Source organism: Streptomyces sp. NPDC015171, assembly GCF_043079545.1.
Lineage (GTDB): Bacteria > Actinomycetota > Actinomycetes > Streptomycetales > Streptomycetaceae > Streptomyces.
In genome coordinates this window covers 36,956-57,042 of the sequence record NZ_JBIBUO010000022.1, presented here as the reverse complement: position 1 = coordinate 57,042, position 20,087 = coordinate 36,956, and the positions used below count along the sequence as shown (strand labels likewise).

The 20,087-nt window shown below is 71.3% G+C and carries 17 protein-coding genes; 8 read left to right on the top strand and 9 right to left on the bottom strand.

All coding sequences use genetic code 11. The annotated features are described in order from the left end of the window. The first annotated feature begins 103 nt into the window (after positions 1-103). From ACF073_RS36630 to ACF073_RS36620, 3 genes are all read left to right on the top strand, one after another. Positions 104-1,357 carry a PQQ-binding-like beta-propeller repeat protein gene (locus tag ACF073_RS36630; RefSeq protein ID WP_392075820.1) on the top strand — a complete coding sequence of 418 codons (1,254 nt, stop codon included), beginning with the start codon at positions 104-106 and terminating at the stop codon, positions 1,355-1,357. Between the two features lie 124 nt (positions 1,358-1,481). Next, positions 1,482-2,144: a hypothetical protein gene (locus tag ACF073_RS36625; protein WP_392075819.1), complete on the top strand. Its 663-nt coding sequence runs from the start codon at positions 1,482-1,484 to the stop codon at positions 2,142-2,144. 405 nt (positions 2,145-2,549) lie between these two features. Further along, the gene (locus tag ACF073_RS36620; RefSeq protein WP_392075818.1) at positions 2,550-4,913 is read left to right on the top strand and encodes a glycosyl hydrolase family 18 protein; all 2,364 of its coding nucleotides are present in this window, start codon (positions 2,550-2,552) and stop codon (positions 4,911-4,913) included. A gap of 161 nt (positions 4,914-5,074) precedes the next feature. On the opposite strand, the gene ACF073_RS36615 is transcribed toward ACF073_RS36620, so the two are convergent. Then, the gene (locus ACF073_RS36615) at positions 5,075-5,578 is read right to left on the bottom strand and encodes an Lrp/AsnC family transcriptional regulator (RefSeq protein WP_392075817.1); all 504 of its coding nucleotides are present in this window, start codon (positions 5,576-5,578) and stop codon (positions 5,075-5,077) included. A gap of 134 nt (positions 5,579-5,712) precedes the next feature. Between ACF073_RS36615 and ACF073_RS36610 the strand changes: the two genes are divergently transcribed. Both ACF073_RS36610 and ACF073_RS36605 read left to right on the top strand, forming a co-directional pair. Then, on the top strand, positions 5,713-6,435 hold the full coding sequence (locus ACF073_RS36610; protein ID WP_392075816.1) for a nitroreductase family protein: 723 nt from the start codon (positions 5,713-5,715) through the stop codon (positions 6,433-6,435). Positions 6,436-6,926: 491 nt separating this feature from the next. Then, a complete protein-coding gene (locus ACF073_RS36605) occupies positions 6,927-8,045 on the top strand; it encodes an SGNH/GDSL hydrolase family protein (protein WP_392075815.1) in 1,119 nt (372 codons plus the stop codon). Positions 8,046-8,193: 148 nt separating this feature from the next. Here ACF073_RS36605 and ACF073_RS36600 read toward each other — a convergent pair whose 3' ends face one another. From ACF073_RS36600 to ACF073_RS36575, 6 genes are all read right to left on the bottom strand, one after another. Further along, positions 8,194-8,781 carry a GNAT family N-acetyltransferase gene (locus tag ACF073_RS36600; protein WP_392075814.1) on the bottom strand — a complete coding sequence of 196 codons (588 nt, stop codon included), beginning with the start codon at positions 8,779-8,781 and terminating at the stop codon, positions 8,194-8,196. Between the two features lie 232 nt (positions 8,782-9,013). Then, positions 9,014-10,222, bottom strand: a complete 1,209-nt coding sequence (locus ACF073_RS36595; protein WP_392075813.1) for a phosphatidylserine/phosphatidylglycerophosphate/cardiolipin synthase family protein — start codon at positions 10,220-10,222, stop codon at positions 9,014-9,016. Positions 10,223-10,623: 401 nt separating this feature from the next. After that, the gene (locus tag ACF073_RS36590) at positions 10,624-11,007 is read right to left on the bottom strand and encodes an SRPBCC family protein (RefSeq protein ID WP_392075812.1); all 384 of its coding nucleotides are present in this window, start codon (positions 11,005-11,007) and stop codon (positions 10,624-10,626) included. Positions 11,008-11,057: 50 nt separating this feature from the next. Continuing rightward, a complete protein-coding gene (locus tag ACF073_RS36585; RefSeq protein WP_392075811.1) occupies positions 11,058-12,218 on the bottom strand; it encodes a spore photoproduct lyase family protein in 1,161 nt (386 codons plus the stop codon). Between the two features lie 472 nt (positions 12,219-12,690). Next, entirely contained in the window at positions 12,691-14,136 is a 1,446-nt protein-coding gene (locus tag ACF073_RS36580) for an APC family permease (protein WP_392075810.1), read from the bottom strand. After that, positions 14,129-15,820 carry an amidohydrolase gene (locus ACF073_RS36575; RefSeq protein WP_392075809.1) on the bottom strand — a complete coding sequence of 564 codons (1,692 nt, stop codon included), beginning with the start codon at positions 15,818-15,820 and terminating at the stop codon, positions 14,129-14,131. The genes ACF073_RS36580 and ACF073_RS36575 overlap by 8 nt, the downstream gene beginning before the upstream one ends. Before the next feature lie 128 nt (positions 15,821-15,948). Between ACF073_RS36575 and ACF073_RS36570 the strand changes: the two genes are divergently transcribed. Further along, positions 15,949-16,548 (top strand): TetR/AcrR family transcriptional regulator, encoded by a 600-nt coding sequence (locus ACF073_RS36570; RefSeq protein ID WP_392075808.1) that lies wholly within the window; start codon positions 15,949-15,951, stop codon positions 16,546-16,548. 276 nt (positions 16,549-16,824) lie between these two features. On the opposite strand, the gene ACF073_RS36565 is transcribed toward ACF073_RS36570, so the two are convergent. Then, the gene (locus ACF073_RS36565) at positions 16,825-17,130 is read right to left on the bottom strand and encodes a hypothetical protein (RefSeq protein ID WP_392075807.1); all 306 of its coding nucleotides are present in this window, start codon (positions 17,128-17,130) and stop codon (positions 16,825-16,827) included. A gap of 313 nt (positions 17,131-17,443) precedes the next feature. Here ACF073_RS36565 and ACF073_RS36560 point away from each other — a divergent pair, with 313 nt between their 5' ends. Then, positions 17,444-17,986, top strand: coding sequence for a GNAT family N-acetyltransferase (locus tag ACF073_RS36560; RefSeq protein ID WP_392075806.1), 543 nt, complete (start codon positions 17,444-17,446; stop codon positions 17,984-17,986). Positions 17,987-18,215: 229 nt separating this feature from the next. Next, a complete protein-coding gene (locus ACF073_RS36555; protein ID WP_392075805.1) occupies positions 18,216-18,722 on the top strand; it encodes a MarR family winged helix-turn-helix transcriptional regulator in 507 nt (168 codons plus the stop codon). A gap of 14 nt (positions 18,723-18,736) precedes the next feature. On the opposite strand, the gene ACF073_RS36550 is transcribed toward ACF073_RS36555, so the two are convergent. After that, positions 18,737-19,927: a PP2C family protein-serine/threonine phosphatase gene (locus tag ACF073_RS36550; protein ID WP_392075804.1), complete on the bottom strand. Its 1,191-nt coding sequence runs from the start codon at positions 19,925-19,927 to the stop codon at positions 18,737-18,739. Positions 19,928-20,087: the final 160 nt, after the last annotated feature.

The following is a 20,087-nucleotide window of genomic DNA, read 5'->3' as shown; positions in this document are numbered from 1 at the left end:
GCACCCGGCGTCCCGCGGCATCCGGAACGCGTGCGCGGTTCCGGCGGGGGTAGCCGGGGCCGTGGCCGCCGGTCCGCGCGGCCTCCGAGCGAGGGGGACCTTCATGAAACCGACAACCAGACGCTCACGCACCAGACTTGGTGTCGCCGTCGTCTCCGCCGCCGCGCTGCTGGCCGTCACCGGTCCGGTGCGGGCGGCGGCTCCGGTGCCGGGTCGCACCGCCACCGCCGCCGAGTCGACGGACGCGACGCTCGGCTACCGCGCCGACAGCCGAGCGGACAGCACGGTCGCCGGAGCCACGGCGGCTCCGCCGTACACGAAACTGTGGTCACGGGATTTCGGGACGGTCGTCTCGGCGCCGGTGGCGGTCGGCGACAAGGTGTACGCCGTCGTCAACGCCGACGACGGCACCGAGGGCGGCCCGCGCATGATGCTCGTCGGCCTCCAGGCCGCGAGCGGAAAGGACCTCTGGCCGGCCGTCCTGCTGGAGCAGAACGAGACCCAGGCCGGGGTGTCGTACGGGGGCGGACTCCTCTACACGGAGACCTCGCGCGGGACGATCTCCGCCTGGGACCCGGCAACGGGCCGGCAGAAGTGGTCGGTGACGCTCGACTCGGCGTCCATGCAGTTCCCGCCCGTCTGGTACGACGGGCTTCTCTACCTGCAGGACGGCAACGGCACGGCCCTGGCGCTGCGCGCGGACACCGGTGCCCGGGTCTGGACGGCCCCCCTCTCCCAGCACGCCTGGGCCCCGACCGTCGCTGACTCCTCCGGCGTGTGGGTCGGCTTCGACGGCATCGGCTGGCACCAGCTGGACCTCAAGACCGGCGCAGAACTGCGTCGGTTCGTCGTGCCCGACGTGTCGGGCGCCTACGGAAATCCGGTCGTCCTGGGCGCGGGAGCCGCCTGGACCCGCAGCAGCGACAGCGACGACGAGACGGTCACCGCCTACGACGAGAAGACCGGCAAGGCCCTGCGCAAGCTGCCGGCGGACGCGACCCCGGCCTTCGGACCGGGCCGGGTGTACGTGGCCCACCGCGGCGAGGTCAGGGCGCTGAGCACGAGCACCTACAAGGCCGCCTGGACCTACCGCAGTTCGGTGGACGTCGCCACCGTACGCCTCGTGGCCAACGGCTACGTGTACGTCGACGACGCCGACGGCCGCCTCGTCGTGCTCGACCAGCAGACGGGCGCGGTCGTCTGGTCCTACCGGCGCTATCCCGCACCGGTGCCAGGGGCGTTCATCCCGCCCGAGGACGACTGGCGTGGCTTCGTCGTCCCCGGCATCGCCACGGCCAGGGGCCGGCTCTTCGTGCCCGGCGCCGAAGGCACCCTGATCGCCTTCGGCAAGGCGTAGCACGCTCCGGTCCGGTGCCCCGGCCGGGGCACCGGACCGGCCGGGGGCAGTCCGCGTCCGGTGCGGGCCTCGGCGGGCGCCCGGGCGAGCCGGCTCCCCGATGCCGGTCATCAGGGTGTCCCGTATGTCTGGCGGGATCACCTGGATGGGCGCACACAGCAACACGCACGGATCCGCCCCTTCGCCGGAGATGCTCGGCGGGATTTCGCTGACCTGCGCCCGTGGGGTGGAGGCGGACGAGTTCCTCATCGGGCTGGGCGCCGGCCTCGACGCACTGGCCGTCCGGACCCCCTGCCGTGACGTCACCGTGCCGGCGCGGGACCGAGGGGACCGGTCACCGCACGTGAACCGCGCCGTGCAGGGCACCTGCGGGGGCTGGGTGTACGTGCCCGAGGACTGGGGGGCGGCCACCTGGTCCACCGGGTTCCGCGAGGTGGGGTCGATGCGGCCCGGTCCGGGCGAGGAGATCGTCTGCGTGGCGTGGAACCGGTGGGGCCCGCCGGCGCGGATCGTCCACGCGCCCGGCGGCGGACGGATCCGGCAGGCCGACTTCGGCGAGGACACCGGGGAGGGTCCCGCGCTGGACGCGGCCCTCCGGGCGGCGGGAGCGGTGTTCCCGGCCATCGGGGACGTCGGGGAGGCCGCCGTGGCGGCGTACCACGAGGAGCACGGGCCCCGGCTTCCCGCGGCCGTGTTCACGGCCGTGGGGGAGTACTGCGGCCTGGCCGCCGCTCAGGACGCCGTGGCGGCCGGTGACCTTCCCGGGGTCCTCATCCCGATGGTGTGACGCCGACGGCTGAGCGCGCGCCGGCCCCTACGGGATGCCTGGTTGCGCATGCCCGACATGGCCGACCGGCCGCACATCTCCCTGAACGTCGGGTCGGTGCCGTCGAGACCGAACAGGTGGACCGCCGTCCCCAGACGTCGCCGCGCCGCCGAGCGGTCTCGTCTCTGATTGCGTGGTGATCTCACGAAGGGCGGCGGGTGGCACGCCCCCGACTCGGGACGCGGAAGTGACGACGGAGGCCGCCGGGTTCAGCGGCCCACCGGCATCTCACACCTTGGACGCGTCAGCGCCCCCGCAGCCGTTGACGCATTGGTCCAGACCTTCTACGTTGTGAGCCCTCAGTCAGGCACCGCGCACACACGGTTCACCTCGCCCCTGCACCACCCCACGATGACAGGGAGAGCCATGTTCCACTTGCGCAGACCACCACGCGCACCGTCCCGCGGACGCCCGCTCGGATCGCTCCCCCGCGGCCCCGGCGCCCGGCGCCGCGAGGCGGCGTTCCGGCGGTGGATCACCGCGCTCGGCACCGCCCTGCTGCTGCCGCTCGCGCTGCTCACCACGCTCGCCGCGCCCGCCCACGCCGCCGGGACCCTCACCGCGACGTTCACCGCCCAGGACAACGGATCCTGGTGGAAGGGCACGTACATCGTTCGCAACAGCGGCCCGGCCGCCGTCAACGGCTGGACCCTGGAGTTCGACCTGCCGGCCGGGGTCACCGTGACCGGCCACTACAACGGTGACGCGACCGTCTCCGGCCGGCACGTCACGGTGAAGAACGCCTTCTACAACGACGGTGTGCCGGCCGGCGGCAGCACCGAGCCGTACAGCTACTGGTTCATCGCCAACGGGCCGATCGGCACCCCTACGGGCTGCACGGTCAACGGCGACAAGTGCGACGGCACCCCCGACGTCCCGCCGACCGCTCCCGGGACGCCGAAGGCCACGACGGTCACGGCGCACTCGGTCGCGCTGAGCTGGGCCCCCGCCCAGGGCGGCGACCACACCGTGGCCTCGTACGAGGTGCTGAACGGCTCGGACACCGTGGCCACCACGACCGGTACCTCCGCCACCGTCACCGGACTGACACCGGCGACGGGCTACACGTTCACCGTGCGCGCCAAGGACACGCGCGGGAACACGGGACCGGCGAGCGCTCCGCTGGCGGTCAGGACCGTGGACCCGGCGACCGACCCGTCACCCCCGACGGCGCCCGGCAACCTCCGCACCACCGGCAAGACCTCCTCCAGCGTGGCCCTGTCCTGGGACAAGGCCACCGACAACGTGGGCGTGGCCGCCTACGACGTGTACCGCGGCGGCACCCTCGCCAGGACTGTCGGCGCCGACACCACGACGGCCACCGTCGACGGGCTCTCTCCCGCCACCGCCTACGCCTTCACCGTCAAGGCCCGCGACACCGCCGACAACGCCTCACCCGCGTCGAACACCGTGTCCGTCACCACGGACGACGTCGCCGGACAGGGCAAGCAGCTCAAGGTGGGCTACTTCGCGCAGTGGGGCATCTACGGCCGCCAGTACTTCGTGAAGAACCTGGACACCTCGGGTGCCGCGGCCAAGCTCGACGTCGTCAACTACGCCTTCGAGAACCTCGACCCGGCCAACCTCACCTGCCAGGCCGGGGTGACGAAGGGCGTCTCCCAGAACCCCCAGGACCCGGACGAGGGAACCGGCGCCGGCGACGCGGACGCCGACTACGCGCGGCCCATGTCGGCCGAGCAGTCGGTGGACGGAGTCGCCGACGACGGCTGGGGCAAACTCCGCGGCAACCTCAACCAGTTGAGGAAGCTCAAGGCCAAGTACCCGAAGCTGAAGGCAGTGGTGTCGCTCGGCGGGTGGACGTACTCGAAGTTCTTCTCGGACGCCGCGGCCACGCAGTCCTCCCGGGAGAAGTTCGTCAAGTCCTGCGTCGACGTGTGGATCAAGGGTGATCTGCCCGTCTACAACGGCGCGGGCGGCCCGGGCACGGCCGCCGGGATCTTCGACGGCATCGACATCGACTGGGAGTGGCCCGGCTCCGAAGGCCATCCGGGCAACCACTACGGCACCCAGGACAAGGCCAACCTCACCGCACTGCTCGCGGAGTTCCGCAAGCAGCTCGACGCGCTCGGCGGCGCTCACCGGCTGCTGACCGCCTTCACCCCCGCCGACCCGGCGAAGATCTCCGCCGGCTGGGACCTGAGCCGCATCTTCGACTCGCTCGACTACGCCAATGTCCAGGGATACGACTTCCACGGCGCGGGCAGCGACAACTCCTGGGAACCCAAGCGCACCGGCCACGGCTCCAACCTCTACGCCGACGCACAGGATCCCTACCCCTTCCACTTCAGCGTCGAGAACGCGGTCAAGGCCTACCTCGACGCCGGCGTCAACCCACGCAAGCTGACGGTGGGCTTCCCGTTCTACGGGCGCGGCTGGCAGTCCGTGACCGACGGCGGGGCCGCGGGCGAGTGGCAGGACGCGGGCGGCGCGGCACCCGGCCAGTTCGACACCGAGGCAGGGGTGCGCGGCTACTCCAATCTGATCACCAGCTTCCCCGCCATGACCGTCCGCCACGACGAGCAGTCCGTCTCGACGTACGGCTACACCGGGCCGGGCGGCCAGTGGTGGACGTTCGACGACGCCTGGTCGATCGGGAAGAAGACGGCCTGGATCAAGTCCAAGGGACTCCTGGGCGGCTTCGTCTGGGAGATGTCGGGTGACACGCCGAACGGTCAGCTGATGACCGCGCTGAACGACGGACTGAAATAGCCGCGCCACGACGCCCGACGGCGACCCCGGCGGGGCCGCCGCGTCGACTCCACGGGCGTCGCGCTCACCGGCACGCCGGCCGGGTCCTCCGGAAGGGGCGCCGGCCGGCGAACCGTACGCCCTTGGCCCGGCCGGGGAAAGGGAACGACCCGGCCGGCCGGTCATCCGCGGCGGGAGTCCGGTTCCCCCGCGAGGCCGGCCACCTCGTCGACCAGTGGCTGCACCCGGTAGGGGATGACGGCACTGAGCGCGATCACCGTCGTACTGCGGCGCACGCCCGGCACCTCGAGAACACGGTCGATCACCTGCTGCACATGCTGGTTGCTCGTGCCGGCGATGCGGCACCAGATGTCACCGGGCCCCGTCACGACGCGGGCCTCCAGGATCTGCGGGACGCCCCGCAGATGGGCGGTGATCGCCTCGCGGGCCGGCTGGTCCACCTCGAACGTGGTGAACGCCTCGACCACATGGCCGAGCGCGGCGACGTCCACGTCCGGCCCGAAGCCGGTCACCACGCCCGCGCCCGCCAGCCGGTCGAGTCGTGCCTGCAACGTGCCCCGTGCGACGCCCAGTTGGCGGGCGATCTCCAGCAAACCCTCACGTGGGCGGTCCCGGAGCAGCCGCAGCATCCGGCCGTCGAGCGCGTCCAGTCCCCGCCGTGCCACCGCACCCGCCGATCTGCGCCCTCAGAGGCACCCGGCTGCCTCATTTCCTGTCAGATTAACAAGGGAACGGGGGACCTGTTGCCCATTCGACCGCGCAGGGCGCACGCTGTGGGCCCCGTCCACGAGGAGCAGTCGTGAGGCAGCACAACCACCCCTTCGTCCCCTACCGGCCCCACCGCTACGACGAGGACGAGATGGTCCGGCGGGGCCAGGACTTCGTGTCGTTCCTCGAACGGCGGCGCAGCGTGCGGTTCTTCAGCGACGCACCGGTCCCGCGCACCTGCGTCGACCTCGCCGTCGCCGCGGCGAACACCGCCCCCTCCGGGGCCCACCTCCAGCCGTGGAAGTTCGCGGTGATCGGCGACGCCGGGACCAAGCACCGCATCCGCGTCGCCGCCGAGGAGGAGGAGCGGACCAACTACGAGGGCGGCCGCATCCCGCCCGAGTGGCGTGCCGCGCTCGCGCGGCTGGAGACGACATCCGACAAGAGCTACCTCGACGTCGTGCCGTGGATCGTCGTCTGCTTCGCCGAGAAGAGCACCGCGATGCCGGACGGTTCGCTGCGCAAGAACTACTACGTGAACGAGAGCGTGGGCATCGCCTGCGGCCTCTTCATCGCGGCCCTCCACGCGATGGGACTGAGCACGCTGACGCACACGCCCAACCCGATGGGCTTCCTCACCGAGATCTGCGGGCGCCCCGGCAATGAACGGCCCTACATCCTCTTTCCCATCGGCTATGCGGCGGCCGACTGCGAGGTGCCGGACCTGGTACGCAAGCCCTTGGCGGAGGCGATCGCCGAGAGCCCGGCCGGTATCGCGGCGCGACCAGGCGTGGCCGGGCAATCCCCGCGATAGGGCTCCGGTCATGACGAGCCCGGCCCTGGCGCCTGGCCCCGCCCCGATCAGGAGCGCGCGGCTCCTGTTCCGCGAGCCTCTAGTGACAGGCCCGCGACCGGGAGGCGTTCAGCACCGGGACGCTCCTTGTGCCGCACCAGCTTCCGCGGCAGTCCGTCGAGCCGGGTGAAGTCCCCGTCTCTCCGCCGGTGGGCGAAGTAGCCGTAGACCGACTGCCACGGCGCAAAACCGTGCGGGAGGCAGGCCCCCTGGCAGCCGAATGACGTTGCCCTTCGGCGACCATGTCCTCCTGGCGCGGTCCGACGCCGTCAGCTGTCCGCAGCACGTCTCTTCACCGCCGGGGGGCGGCTCCCCGCGCGCTCACCGCGGCCCAGAGCCTCAGCACAATGCGCTCGGGTGGTTTACCCCGGTGCACCCGTCCGACGATCACCTGCCCTCAACTACCTTCATGCCGTAGTCGCGTGACTACGTTGAGTGAATGGAGATCCTGGATGCGTTCGACGTTCATGGGCAGGCTGGCAGCCCTCGCCTCGACGGCCCTGCCGGCCCGTCCGGGGGGAGCTGCGCGACACCCCGTGTCCCGCCTGCGCGCAAGAGCACTGGCCGTGGGGCTCACGCTGGCGGTATCCGCACTTGCGCCCTCGGGCTCCGCCGGTGCGGCCGATCATTATCGGTGGGCCGCGCTGGGTGACTCGTACACCGCCGGCGGGTTCGTCGGGAACCCGCAGCCCCCGCTCGGCAGCGCGTCGCGGGACGGCTGCGACCGCACCAGCGACGCCTACCCCGGCGTGGTCGAGCGGGAGCTCGACGAGTTCCCGCCGGGCAAGCCCGTCCACCTGACCAACGTCAGCTGCGGCAACGCCACCATCGACGACATCACCACCTCCAGGCAGACGCCGATCAGTCCGGTCCAGCCCCCCGCGGGCGGCTGGACCGCAGTCGACCCGCAGATCCAGCGAGCGCACCTCAACGACCAGACCGACGTCGTCACCATCGGCGTCGGCGGCAACAGCCTCCCCTTCGGCGGCATGCTGCTCAAGTGCCTCGAACTGGGCGCGACCCCCGGCAAGTCCTGCCGCGAGCACTACACCAACCCGCCCGAGGGAGAGGAGAGCATCCAGGACAAACTCGCCAGGGTCCAGGACGAGTACATCGCCATGCTGGCCAAGGTGCACGAGGCCGCGCCCAACGCCAAGGTGATCACCGTCGGCTATCCGGCCGTCCTGCCGCAGGAGAGCAGCGCCTGCAACCGCCTCGCCCTCACCGAGCTGAGCTTGATCAAGCACGCCGACATCGACTGGCTCCGTGACGACGTCCTCCAGCCGCTGAACAGCACGATCCAGCGCGTGACGTCGTTCTTCGGCGACCGCTACGTCGACGTCTACTCCTCCAGCGTGGGCCACGACGCCTGCCAGCCCGCAGACACCAAGTGGGTCGAGGGAATCTGCGGCACCGCCGCGGACTACTGGCCCGCCAAGCTCGCCGGCACGCTGCTGAACTGCGCTCCCATCAACAAGCGTGTCACGCTGGTCCACCCCAACGCCGCAGGCTACGCCAACACCGCCGCGCACGTCGAACGAGCCATCCGCATCGCCCTCCTCGACAGCTGACCAGCAGGCCGAACCCGACACCAGAGCCACGGCGCCTGTGGCAAGGAGACGCGGCCGGAACACCTGGCCGACGAGCACAGGCGCTGTGGCCACTGCGGAAGAGCCCGAAGTCCGTTTGCGTGCAGTTCGTTTCGAGTGAAGCCACCGCTCAAGGCGGGGGAGTGGTTCCGCTGGTGGTGTTCCGCCGCGGGGCATCGTCCGTGAGCATCCTGCGGGTGATCCGGTACAGCACACACTGGCGAAGCGGCCCCTCGGGCACACTCGGGTCCTCGAAGTCGTCGTCATGGCGGCGGGTCATGCCGATCCGCCGCATCACTGCCTGGGAACGAAGGTTGCCGGCGGTAGTCGTCGCAATGATCTCCGGCAGCCCGAGGACATCGAAGCCGAAGGCCAGACAGGTCAGGGCGGCCTCGGTCGCGAAACCGTGACCCCACGCCGAACGCTTCAACCGCCACCCGATATCCACCCCCACGAACGGCATGTCCGCGCCCACCTCGTCCAAGCCCGCACGGCCGATGAACTCACCGGTCTCCCGTGCTTCGAGCGCCCACCACCCGAACCCTCGTTCGTCGAACTCGGCCTGCATGACGGCCACCGTGGCATCGCTCTGCTCCGGCGTCAGCAGTTCCCCAAGGTGTTCTCGGACCTCGGGGTCGGCGTTCATCTCCGCCCATGGCTCGAGGTCGGACTCCCGCCACCGCCGGAGCAGGAGACGATCGGTGCGCAGTTCTGGCATGCCGGCCAGCTAACGCCCTCACGCTCAGGGTGTCGATCGGTTATAGGTGCGGTGCCTCTGAAGGGAGGGGCTCAGCGGCGGGCCTCAGTCTCGACGAGGCTACTGGTGAGCTGCTCGATCTGCTCTCGCAGGCCGTACGCGCGTGCGGCTGTCTCGTCGCGTCCGGCCTGCAGCAGCCGCCGCTCTGGATCTCGTCGATGAAGGGCCGCAGCGCACTGTTGGCCCACCCGCGTTACAGGAAGCGCCGGACGGGGCTGACGGCAATCTCCTTGACGCGCTGGAGCACCGCCCGTCTCCTCCAGCGGGAAGGGTCGATCTCCACGCTGTCCTTCAGGTCGGCGTCGAAATCACGGTCCAGCGAAGCGGTGAACGTCTCGTCCAGGACCGCGAGCATCACCTCTTCGTCATGGTCCATGGACCGCCGGTTGAAGTTCGTGGACCCGATGAGCGCGGCCACCGAGTCCACCGTGATGATCTTGGCGTGCATCATCGTGGGCTGGTACTGCCGGATGCTCACACCTGCCCGCAACAACCGCGTGTAGTGGTGTTGGCCGGCCAGCTGGCAGGCACGCTGGTCGGTGTGGGGGCCGGGTAGCAGGATCTCCACGCGGACACCACGCCGGGCGGTCCTGCAGAGCAGGTCGACGAAGTACGGATCGGGGGCGAAGTAGGCGGTGGCGAGGCGGAACCGCTCCTCGGCGGAGGTCAGCATCACCCGGATGAGGGTCTGCATGTCCTGCCAGCCGATGCTCGCGGAACCGCGCACCACCTGTACCGTCGACGAGCCCGCCTGCTCGTGCTCGGTGAAGCGGTCACGGTCGTCGAACAACTCGTCGTGGCACTCCGCCCAGTTCTGGGCGAACGCCGCCGCGATGCCGTCCACGGCCGGGCCGCGCACCTGCACGTGGGTGTCACGCCACTCGCCCGGATGGCGGGCGTCGCCGCACCATTCCTCCGCGATCCCTACGCCGCCGGTGAACGCGGTGTGCTCGTCCACGATCAGGGCCTTGCGGTGGCAGCGGTGGTTCTGTTTGAACGGTGACAGCCAGAAGGGCTTGCGGAACCAGGCCACCTGCACGCCCGCCTCGGCCATGAGGTCCAGCAGCTGCCCCTCGATCTCCTTGGCGCCGAACCCGTCGAGCAGCAGGCGCACCCGCACCCCCGCGCGGGCCCGCTCGGCGAGCGCGGTGGCGAAGTCACGGGCGATCTGGCCACGCCAGTAGACGAACGTCATCAGATCGATCGTGTGCCGGGCCGAGCGGATCGCCCCCAGCATCGCCGGGAAGATCTCGTCACCGTTGCGCAGGGGCACCAGCTCGTTGCCTTCGGTGGCCGCCACACCGATCAGCCGCTCCAGGCGGCGGCGCAGGCGCTGCTTTCGGGCTGTCGTCTCGGTCGCGTCCCCGCGCACAGCCGGAGCCGGTATCCCGTCCAGAATCACGCCGTATCTCCTGTGGAATCGATGAAAGGGCCGTCGGGGGCTGCCGTACCGGGCCCGGAAGAGCAGATGCCCGGCCGACAGCGCCTCACTCCTGTCCGCGCGGCCGGCCCAGCGCGCCATCAACCGTGCTGTGCGGGATTCAGTCGTCAGGCCATCAGCGCCGTGTCGTTGTTGCGCCGGGGGACAGACGGCCCAGCAGCCCAGCGGAGGTCTCCGCAGGATCGGCGGTTGTGGCGCGGACCGCCTCGGTGAGCCCGTGCAGGGAGGGCGCGAAAGCCCAAGGACCGGCAGCGGACCGTGCCGGCACACGTACGACGTCGATCCGTCCGGCGGGCGGTGGCGGCGGCAGATGCAGGCGACCGCCGGCCGGGGGGAGAGAACGGCCAGGTCGCCGCCGGCGCTCACGATCCGGTGAGCCGGTGCAGTGCCCAGCCGGCCAGGGGCGCGTACAGCACGGGCACCGGCCACGGGGCCGTCATGTCCAGTACGGCGCGTGAGCCGGTGCCGTGCGGGACGACGGTGTGCCGCAGCGTCATCTGGACGCCGACGGCGGTGACCTGCCAGCTCCAGGTGCGGCCTGCCTCGTCGACGGCAGTGACCACGAAACGCGCACGCACACCGCCCACGGAGGTCACCACTCCTGTGGCACCGGGCGCGATCCGGTCGCCGGTCGCCGTCACCTCGCGCAGATGCGGCGCCCAGCGCGGCCACTGGTCGTAGCGGGCGTAGCGCTCCCAGACCTCGGCGGGAGCGGCCGGGCCCGAGACGACGACGGTGTGCCGCATCGCTGTCCCCTTTACTCGGCAGGTGGCGGTCTACTCTGCGCTGCGCGCGTTCAGAACGCGTACCGGACGCGCAGCCAGGGCGCGTGCGCCGCGATCAGGTCCCGCAGGGTGTCGAGGGCGTGCCGCTTGACCTCCACGCGGTAGCGGACGTTGACCGCGCCGTTCTGGGACAGCTTGCGCTCCTGTGTGTCCGGCGTCCACAGCACGTCCTCACCCCGCGGATGCCATCCCAGGTTGACCTGGTGCAGCTCCTCGTTGTGGGTGAGCATGATCACCTCCGCGGCGGCCTGCCGCTTCACCGCGGCGGGCAGTACGTCGTCGAGATGGGTCAGCAGGTCCGCCCAGTCCGCGCGCCATCCCGGGCGCAGCACGACGGGGGAGAGGTTGAAGTGCACCTCGTAGCCTGCGTCGAGGAAGTCCGACGCGGCGCCGACGCGGTCGGCGAGCCGGCTCGTGCGCAGGTCGAGAAGGTGCGCGTCGGGTTCCGGCATCAAGGAGAAGCGGATGCGGGTACGCCCGCGCGGGTCGTAGCCCAGCAGGTCGGGATTGACGAACTTCGTGGCGAACGACGCCTTCGCCGTGGGCCAGTCGCGGAACGCGGTGATCATCTCCTGCGTGCCGTCGGAGACCAGCGCGTCCACCGAGCAGTCGCCGTTCTCGCCGATGTCGTACACCCAGGCCTGCGGGTCGCACTGGTTCGGCTCCGGTTTGCGGCCCTGCGCGCGTACGTGCCGGTGCAGCCGGCCGATGATCGCGTCGACGTTGGTGAACAGGGTGATCGGGTTGGCGAAGCCCTTGCGCCGCGGCACGTAGCAGTAGGCGCAGGCGAGGGCGCAGCCGTTCGATGCGCCGGGCGCGATCCAGTCGGCGGAGCGGCCGTTGGGGCGGACGGTGAGACTCCGCTTGATGCCGAGTACGAGCGACTCCTTCTTCACGCGGACCCAGCGGGCCACGTTCCCCTCGTTGCCGTGCAGTGAGGGGATACGCCAGTGCGATGGCACCTCGACCAGCTCGGCGTCCGGCAGTCGCGCGAGGATGCGCCGCCCGTACGAGGAGGCGGCGGCCTCGGGCTCCGCGTAGACCCGGTTCACCGCGAGGGTACGCCGCGCCTGCGGGCCGTCGCGGAAGGCCGGCCCCGCGGACGGCGCGGTGCCGGCCTCCTCGGCCGGCGGCCCGAACAGGCTGAGCTGCTCCTCAGTGGGGTGGTGCACGGTGACTCCCAGGGTTGTCCTCACACTGTAGGACGCGGGCGCCGGCCCCTCGACAGGTGACCGCCGAGCGGGTCCGCGCCGCCGAGGCACTTGTCAGGCCCCGCAGCAGACGGGCGCGGCTCGGCAAGGGCCGGGCCGTCGCGCTCCGGAGCCGGGCAACGGCCAACGGCTTCGCCGGGGCAGCAGCCCGGGGCCGTGCTGCTGCTCCGGATCCAAGGACGGACAGGTCTTCGACGCCCACGGGGATCAGAGCCGGCAGCCCGAGCGTCAGGCACCACAAGGCATGCCCCGGCAGCCGCGCGGCGCCAGGTCGCCTGCCCGAAGTCTGCACGTCCGTGCTCCGCTCACCGGCCCGGGCCCACCGCGCGGACGCCCGTGCAGTACTTCCGCCACACCGGGAAGCTGCGTTCACGGCCGGTGCGGGGCGGTCGGCGACAGTGCCTGCGGCCTGCCGGGGACGGGGAGCGGATCATCACTCGGTCAGGTCCGGCGTGTGGACCGGGCGACGGAATCCGCCCGAGCGCACGGCCAGGATCACGACGCCCGCCAGAGCCCAGCAGACGCCCACGATCTTGGCCGGGGTGTCCAGGCTGACCCACAGGGCCGCGTTCACGACGAACCCGAGTGACGGCAGGACCAGCTGCAGAACGGCAGCGGCGGACCCGGAGGCCTCCGGTCGTCCCGCACGCCGGTCGCGGACCCAGAAGCCGATCACCGCCAGGTTCACCGCGGCGAAGGCGGTGTAGGCACCGAAATTGATCAGCGAGGCGGCGCTGCCGAGATCCAGGAAGACCGCCGAGGCGGCGACGAGACCCACGACGAGCACGTTGACGGCGGGCACGCCGGTCCGTCGATCGACCCGCCCGAAGACCGCCTGCGGCAGCATCCCGTCGCGTCCCATGGCGAAGAGCAGCCGCGCCGCGCTCATCTGCTGGGTCAGACCGCACCCGAGGACCGCGGTGAGATACCCGCACACGAAGACGGTCTGGAACGCGGCCCCGCCGATGTACCGGGCGATCTCCGGCGAAGCGCCCACGATGTCGCCCACGGCCGAGACATCGGGAAAGAGCGTCTGCATCACGTAGGTCACGGCGAGGAAGAACACCCCGGCGGCGGCCACGATGAACAGGATGGCCCGTGGGATGTCCCGGCGCGGGCGCGCGGCCTCCTCGGAGAGCGTCGAGACGGCGTCGAAACCGAGGAACGACAACGCCAGCAGCGAGGCGCCGCCGAACAGGTCGCGCGGCGGCACCGTGGTCAGGTCGAACCCGGTGGTCCCGAAGGACCGGCCGTGGGTGACGACGGCGCGCACGGCGAAGACGAGGAACGCGACGGCCACCCCGGCCTGGACGATGACGAGCAGCACGTTCACCTTGGCGGCCAGCCGCACGCCCACCAGGTTCAGAGCCGTGCAGATCACCACGGTGGACAGCACCCACACCCACGCCGGGACCGCGGGGAGGACGGCCCCCATGTAGATCGCGGCCAGGAGGGCGTTGAGCATGGGGAGCAGGACGTAGTCGAGCGTGGCGGACCAGCCGACCAGGAATCCCACGGGTGCGCCGAGCGCCCTGCCGGCGTAGGTGTACACGGAGCCGGCGGAAGTGATGCGGCGGGCCATCCGCGCGTAGCTGAGCGCGGTGAGTCCCACGGCGACGAGGACGGCCAGGTACGCCAGCGGTACATGGCCGCCGGTCTCCTCGGAGACCAGGCCGAAGGTGTCGAACACCGCCAGGGGCGCCATGAAGGCCAGGCCGAGGAAGACGATGTGGCGCAGCCCGAGGCCGCCCCGCAGCCGCGCGCCGCCTGTGTCCCCGGCGGCTCGCCCAGCGGCCGTGGCGGCGGGCACGGAGGCGGACGCGGCACCGTCGGAACAGGCCGCGGACGTCCCGGAACGCTGTGCGGAGAGGTCAGGCATGGGCGTGTCCGTCCTCGGCCCGGGCCGAGCACGAGGTGAGCGCGGCGTAGTGGCCGGCGGTGGGGCGCGCTGCGGCGGCCTCGTGGACGACCTCGCCGCCCACCCAGGTGATCTCCGCTCGCTGCTGCAGCAGTGCCGCCGGGTCCGCCTCCAGCGCGTAGAGGTCGGCGGACCAGGCGACGAGGTCCGCCTCGGCACCCACACGGATGACGCCGTACGCGTCCTCCCGGTGCCAGGCCCAGGCGCCCTCGGCGGTGTAGCCGCGCAGCGTCTCGTCGAGCCCCAGGCGCTCCGCCGGGGTCCAGGCGTCCTTGCCGTCCAGCCCGGCCCGGGTCAGAGCCGAGTAGAAGCCGACCAGCGGGTCCATCTCTCCCACCTGCCAGTCGCTGGAGAGGGCCACGTGGGCGCCGGACGCCATGAGGGAACGCAGCCGCCAGGCCCGGTCCCAGCGGGCTTCTCCGACGTTCTCCATCCAGGTGCCGGCCACGAGGTCGGGGGAGCAGTGGCGCGGCTGCATGGCCGCGGTGACGCCCAGCCGGGCGAAGCGCGGCAGGTCCTGCGGGGCGAGGCACTCGACGTGCACGATCCCGTGGCGGCGGTCGTGGGTGCCGTTGACGCGCGCGGCGTGCTCGATGGCGTCCAGGGCGAGGCGGATACCGCCGTCACCGGTGGCATGGGTGTGTGTCTGGAAGCCGAGACGGTCCAGTTCGGTGACGACCTTGGCGAGTTCACCCGACGGCGCCGAGGGGTGACCGCGGTGGCCGGGCCGGTTGGCGTAGTCGTCCAGCATCCACGCGTTGTGGGGTTCGATCACGTCGTCGGCGTAGAGCTTGACCGGGCCGAACGCGAGGCGGTCGCCGCTCGGAGCGGCGTCGGCGGCGTCGCGCAGGCGCCGGCGGAACGCGCCGTCGGAGCCCATGGGGTGGAAGAGCGCCGCGATGACGCGTGAGCTGAGGCGCCCTTCGGCCTGGGCACGCTGGAACAGGTCGATCTCCGCGAGCGGGACCTGCGGTTCGACCACGGTGGTGATGCCGGCGGCGGTGGCCATCCGCAGGCTGCCGAGCAGCTTGCGGTAGCGCCGCTGCGGCGAGTACATCGGGATGTCGCGCTGCAGGCCGGCCAAGCCCGCCGTCGTCATGGCGCTGGTGTAGAAATCGGTGACCCATCCGGTCGCACGGCCGTCCGCGTCCCGTTCCGGGCGGCCCCAGGGGATGTCTCCGCCCTCGTCCAGCCCCAGCGCTCGGACGGCGGCGTCGTTGAGCCACACCGAATGCTGGTCGTAGGTGGTGACGAAGACGGGGCGGGTGGTGATGCCGGCCAGGTCCCGGGCCTGCGGGCGGCGGCCGTGGACCACCGAGTAGACGGCGTTCTCGGCGCAGATCCAGGTCAGGTCCGGACGCGCCCCGGCGAGTTCGGCCAGGCGGCGGCGCACCTCGTCCAGGGTGTCGGCCCCCTCCAGGCTGACGGCGTCGGGGTCGAAGCCGAGCAGCAGGTGGTTGTGGCTGTCGATGATGCCGGGGGTGAGCAGGCCGCCGTCCAGACGGCGGTGCCGGCGGGCCGCGGGGGCGTCCGTCTCCTCGCCCACGAACGCGATGCGCCCGCCGGTGATGCCGACGGCACCGGCCCACGGCCGGGCGTCGTCGAAGGTGCGCACACGTGCACCGGTGATCAGGGTGTCGAGCATGGTGGTCCTCGGTTCTGGATCGCACTGCGAACGGGCGCGAGAGCACCCGGAGACGGTGCGCGAGTTTTTTGACAGCAGCGTCAAAGAATGGGTCGAGTGTCATGAGGACCTCGGCTACTGTCAAGGGCATGGCCCGCCCCAAGAACCAGGACGAACGCCGCGCCCACCTCATCCAGGCGGTGATCGACACCACCGCCAGCACCGGTCTGCGCTCCCTCTCGCTGGCCGACGTCGCGCGCAGCGCGGGACTGACCCGAGGCGCGGTGCTGTACTACTTCGACGACCTGGACGCGCTGCTGAGCGAGGCGTACCGCGCCGGCATGGAGCGCTTCTGCGACCGGCGCGACGCACTGCGGGACACGATCGCGGACCCGGCCCGGCTGCTGGGGGAGACGATCCGCGCCGGACTGCCGACCGGGCCCGACGACGCGCTGATGCGTCTGCTGTACGAGTTCGACGTGGTGGCGGGTACCTCGCCACTGCACACCACGCTGGTCGAAGCGATGTACGAGCGGCAACTGGCCACGTACCGGGCCGTCCTTGAACAGGGCGCCGGCGCCGGGGTGTTCGACCTCTCCATGGACACAGCGACGGCGGCCCTCAACCTCGTCGCGCTGGAGGACGCCTACGGGCTGCACATCGTGGCCGGCAACAGCCAGATCAGCGTACGACGGGCCGTAGACGCCATGCTCGCCGCCGCCCGCGCCTTCGGTGCGCCAGCCGTGTAAGGGTCGGCGCGGCCGGCCAGGCGCCCGGGGCGTGGCCGGGGTGCGTGTCGGTGCCTCCCGATGACTCCCGCGTGCGGGACGTGCCACGGCCTAGGGTCCGGACGAGTTCCACGCCGCCTTCCATCCGGACGCCCAGCCTGCGCGCACACGGACGCTCGCCGAGAGCGCAGATCCGCGGCCTCGCGATGGCTGCCGGCGGCGCCCAGGCGGCACGCGGGTCTCAGGTCACCTCAGGCCGGTGCCCGGGACCCTGCCGTGGCGGCATCGCCGACCGACTCACCGACCGGCCGGGAAGAACGTCGCCACCTGGTCCCGGACCCAGGGGTCGAAGGCCGCCGGTCGATGGGTGTACGACGGGTAGAAGGTCGCCAGCTGATCCTCTATCCAGCGATCCGCGGGCCGCTGGGAATCACGGTGACGATCGCTTCGAGGGCCGTCGGCTGCTGCGCTCTGCGCGGGGAGACGCCCCGCGGCAGGCGAGACGGTCGTGGCCGCCATCGCCGAGCTGCCACCGGCCAGCACGGCCCCCGCCATCATCGTCGCGGAAACGCCCGCCATCGCCACGCGTCGCGTCAGCCCCATGATCCATTCCTCCTCGCGTCACCGGCCGTTCTGGCTGCGAGGGGAGCCGCGCGAGGCGTGGGCCCTGAGCAGCGTCAAAACGGAAGCATTCGATCCGGTTGTCTGCCCACTCAGGCCACTCCTACACCTGATGGAGTGAGACACGATGCGGGTTCCGGGCGAAGGCCGTCATCCGCAGCAACCGGCACAGCCAAGCCGCCCGAGTCAGCGCACGACGACGTTCGTCACCAAGGCGGCCACGCCGTCACCGGGGCCCGGACGGCGAGTGCCGAGAGGATGGCGGGGCCCCCATTGTGTGATCCAGAATGATCGGATGGTCACGCTTGAGACTCCCCGCTTGGTCCTGCGTCGCTGGCGCGAGGAAGATGTTGCGCCCATGGCTGCCGTCAATGCCGACCCCGAGGTCATGCGGTGGATCCGTGACGGCGGCGTCCGTGACGAACAGCAGACGCGCAGCGGGATCCAGGCATGGGAGAGCGAGTGGGAGTCACAGGGCTTCGGCCTGTTCGCCGTGGAGATCCGGTCCACGGGCGAGCTGGCCGGGTTCACCGGCCTTTCGGTGCCCGGCTTCTTGCCGGAGGTACTGCCGGCGGTTGAGGTCGGCTGGCGGCTGGGGCGTTCCCACTGGGGGCGGGGCTTGGCCACCGAGGCCGCCGCAGCCGCTGTACGGTTCGGCTTCGAGGAGCGAGGGCTGGAGCGAATCGTCAGCATCGCTCAAGTGGGCAACGACGCCTCCGAACGGATCATGACCAAACTGGGGATGCGTCCGGTCCGTGAGACCGTCAATCCCACCGGCGGCCGGCGAGTCCGGGTGTTCGAGTTGTCGTCGGTCCAGTACGTCTCACCCACTCGGTGACGGCGGCAACGAGGACGGTGGCCTCGTAGCGGACCGCGATGTCGTATCTGGTGGCCACGGCTCGATGTCTCGTGGGGCGATTGATGCCGCACTCGACCGCGTGCCGGGCCTCGCAGCCCTCTGGGCGTCGGCCGGCTGTCCCCCCGAATGACGCTGGTTGCGTTCCGGATGCTCGGGTAGCGATTGAGTATCGGGTGTTCCCACGGCACCCAGTCCGACTGAAAGTGATGTGTTCGTGACACTTCCCGGCGGCGCCGACGGCCGCGCTGAGGGCTCGGGTGACCAGCCGAGTGTCGGCGCGCATGAGATCGCCGATGCCGTGGAGCGTCTCGCGCATCTGTGGTCAGTGGCCGCGCAGGAGGCGACGGTCCGGTTGTCCCTCCATCAGCTGCGGGCGCTGCGGGCTCTGGAGATGGCCCCGGAGGTGAACCTCACCGGCCTGGCGCAGCGGTTGGACATCGGGCTGCCCACCGCCAGTCGGCTCTGTGACCGGCTGGAGGCGGCCGGCATGCTGGAGCGCGCTTTGCACCCGTACAACCGCCGTGAGGTGCAGCTGAGACTCACCGGCCAAGGGCGTCGCGTCATGGGGGATGTGGCCCGGCGACGTACCCAGGCCCTCGACGAACTGCTGGCTGCCATGGAACCCGCGGCGCGTTCGGCGCTGATCCGTGGCATGAAGGGGATCGCTTCCGTTCAGGACCAGAGGTACTTCCAGCCACCTCAGCAGCCCCCTTGAGGGCTGGGCTGTCCCTACGGGGTCGCCTGGGCGTCGCGCCCTGTCCAGTCCAGGCAGACGATGGTGGCGTCGGCGAGCAGCCCCTCGCCGCCGACATGTTCGAGCAGGCCGGCCACGACGGATCGGGCCGTTTCGTGGGGGGAGGTCTGGCGGGTCGCGCTCAGGATCTGGCGCAGCACACCCTCGCCGAACGCCTCTCCGGTGGCTGACCGGGGACCGTGGACGCCGGTGCTGATGGAGACCAGGCGATCACCCGGCTCGACCTGGAAGGTCTGCTCCTCGTAAAGGGTCTCCTCGAACATGCCGAGGGGCATCTGCGCCTCGAGTTCGACGCGTTCGACGGTGGTGCCCCGCTGCCGGTAGAGCTGGGGGGATCCGGCGTCGACGGCGCACACCGTGCCGGTGGCCAGGTCGAAGCGCAGGAGAAGGGTGGAGGCGTACCTCTTCCCGCCGTACTGCGAGTAGACGGCCTGGTCGGCGAGGCACGCCTGGTCCGCGAGGCCGATGCCGGCCCGGCGGGCGTTGCGCAGGGCACCGACGGCGAGGCTGGTGAGCAGGGCGGCGTCGATGCCCTGCCCCATACCGTCCGTGATGGTCAGTGTGAGGTGGTCGGCGCTGGTCGACCAGTCGAAGTTGTCGCCGCCGATGGAGTAGGCCGGCTCCAGGTGAGCGCCGATGACGTACTCGGCGCGCGCGCAGCCACGGCCGGGGAGGAGCTGCCACTGCATCTCGGCGGCGAGGGTGAGGCGGCGGGTACGACGAGCTTGCAGGTAGAGGTCGGTGTCCCGGTCGACCGTGGCGACCTCGTGGCCCAGCGCCGTGGCGAAATCACCGAGCTGCAGCACGGTGCCCGCGTCGGCCGACGCCGATGGCATACGCACGGAGAGGACCCCGAGGCGGTCGCCGCGCACGGTGATGGGCAGATGCACCACCTGTGTGGCCGGGTCGGCCGTAACTTCCACCACGGGCTTCTGGGCGGTGAAGGCGGTCCCGGCGGGACCGTCGTGGGCGGAGACCGGTTCGCCGGTGTGCGGTGGATGGGTGACGGGTTGCAGAACCGACAAGCCGTAGTCGGCGACTAGGAGCGTCGCGTGCAGCGCGCCGAAACGCTCCGCCAGCAGGCGGCCCGCGGTGGACACCAGGGCGTGAGGCGGAACCGCGCGCAGCTGGGCTTCCACGGACGAGCCCGGTCCAGAGGTGTTCACCGTTTCTCCAACCACTCTCCCGTGGCTCCCACGCTATCGCGACCGACGGCCGGGATGCGGCAGGGCCGGGCAATGCTCACCGCACCACCGCCGACGACACCCTCTTCCGGCAGCGGACGGGCGTCGGGTGGGGAGGCCTTCCCGCCGGGTTCCGGTGGCG